The following is a 2,097-nucleotide window of genomic DNA, read 5'->3' as shown; positions in this document are numbered from 1 at the left end:
ATCCAAAAACTCTTTTACATCTTTTACGGCTTCTCCTGCTCCAGCATGAACATACTTTAACCAAGTTAAATATCCTAAAAAATCTTTTAATTTTTCAGACACATTTTTTAATTTAGCTTGATTACTTTTGAATTTGGTTAAAAGCTCTTTTAAAAATATATTCTGTAATTCTTTTTGACCAGTAAACATCCAAGGATTAAATCGTAAAACGATGATTTCTTGTTCTTGTTCTTTTGAAATTTTTTCTATTTCTCCTATAATAAAATTTATCAGTGTAGATTTACCTGATCCCCAATTTCCACTTAACCCTATTACTATACTCTCGTTATTATCCTTGAAAGAATTAACTAATCCCCAAGCAATCTCATAAGCAAAATTTACTCTACCTAACTTATCATTATTGGGATCAATAATTGGCTGATCTGTATTTATCATTTTTTGAAATGTATTTATATTAATAATTATAAGTATATCTCTAAAATTTTTATCATATTTACCAAATGTAATAATAAGAAATTATCAACATTTACGGCAATCCGTATTTATACTGAATTTATATATAATACATTAGCTTCTTATATCAAAAATTTATGCAAAAAAAACCTCATCAAATCTGACGAGGTTTTATATTTTAAATTCAAGTAAATGAATTATCCTTGTTTTCTGTGGGTGCTTTTAGGAGCAGATTTTGCGGCAGAAGTTGCTTTTACTTTTGGTGCTGCTGGTTTTTCTGCTTTTGGCGCTTTTTTAGGCGCTTCTTTTTCTACGCTTACTTCTTCCGTTGCTGCTTCACCTTCTAAAGTTTCAGGCTCTGCTTTTACGAAGCTTTCCGGCGTAATGTATCCCGCTTTCTGAAGGATGTTGTACCACTGCGCCAGTTTTTTGATGTCTGAAGCATATACTCTTTCGGTATCGTAGTTCGGAAGAGAAGCCGTCATGAATTCTTTCAGTTCAGCATCTGTTGCCTTATGGTGGATCGCTTCTTTGTAATCGTAGTTTTTAGCAATATTTTCAAAAACTTCGAACAACGGAACTTCTTTATCAAAGGTGAACATCGCGATGTTATCCAACAAACTTACCTGACTGGAGTTTCCAATGCTTACTTTTTTCTTCGTGGTAACGTCTTCAATAATAAATCCGTTTCTTAATTGTGAAACTAATTTGAAAAGTCCTGGTTTTCCTGAAATTGAAATTATTTTTTCTAACAGCATAATTTTATTTTTTGTAAATTCTGCAATCGGCATTCCGCCTTTTGCTATTTAATATTCTTTTTATTTTAATTCAAACTTTATTTTGGAAATCTCATCTTGTAACTGATGCTTACATCACCCTGAGTAATTTTCGACAGTTTTCCTTTTACAAGCTTCTTCTTCAAGGCGCTTAAATGGTCTGTAAACAAAATTCCTTCTATGTGATCGTACTCATGCTGAATTACGCGGGCTCTAATATCGGAAAAAGTTTCTGTATGTTTTACAAAATTTTCGTCATAATATTCGATCACGATGGTTCCTTTTCTTTTTACATCTTCTCTTACATCCGGAATAGAAAGACATCCCTCGTTGAATTTCCACTCTTCGCCGGATTCTTCAAGAATTCTGGCATTAATGAATACTTTCTTGAATTCTGCCAGTTCATCCTTAATATCCTCATAATCTTCATCTTCTGCCAAAGGACTTACGTCGATCACAAAAAGACGGATATCCAGTCCGATCTGTGGAGCAGCCAAACCAATTCCGTTGGCGCTGTACATGGTTTCGAACATGTTGCCTATCAATTCCTGTAGCTCGGGATAATCTTTATCTATATCCTTCCCTACTTTTCTTAAAACTGGGTCACCAAAGGCTCTTATCGGTAAAATCATCTTGTTCTTTGTTCTAAAAAATTCTGCAATATGATGGTTGCGCTTACTTTATCTATTAATCCTTTTTCCTGTCTTTTCTTTTTATTCTTTCCGCTTTGGGAGATAAAATACGAAGCCATTTTGGAGGTAAATCTCTCATCGAAGCGGTGTACTTTTATCATCGGAAATTCTTTCTGAAAAACTTCAATGAATTTTAAAATATCTGCTTCCACTTCGGATACATTCCCCTTTAAATC

General features: G+C 33.3%; 4 protein-coding genes. All 4 read right to left on the bottom strand.

The features are described from left to right. The coding region (locus WFK35_RS22455; RefSeq protein WP_336734834.1) for a P-loop NTPase fold protein at window positions 1-435 on the bottom strand (435 nt) is incomplete at its 3' end. Between the two features lie 215 nt (window positions 436-650). Next, on the bottom strand, window positions 651-1,211 hold the full coding sequence (locus tag WFK35_RS22450) for a DUF5606 family protein (RefSeq protein ID WP_116098509.1): 561 nt from the start codon (window positions 1,209-1,211) through the stop codon (window positions 651-653). 77 nt (window positions 1,212-1,288) lie between these two features. Beyond that, entirely contained in the window at window positions 1,289-1,861 is a 573-nt protein-coding gene (def, locus tag WFK35_RS22445; RefSeq protein WP_271246320.1) for a peptide deformylase, read from the bottom strand. Next, the coding region (locus tag WFK35_RS22440) for a RuvX/YqgF family protein (protein WP_336734833.1) at window positions 1,858-2,097 on the bottom strand (240 nt) is incomplete at its 5' end. The genes WFK35_RS22440 and def, both read right to left, overlap by 4 nt.

The sequence above is a fragment of the Chryseobacterium sp. VD8 genome (assembly GCF_037149975.1).
Taxonomy (GTDB): domain Bacteria; phylum Bacteroidota; class Bacteroidia; order Flavobacteriales; family Weeksellaceae; genus Chryseobacterium; species Chryseobacterium indicum.
This window is presented reverse-complemented; position numbering and strand designations above follow the sequence as displayed.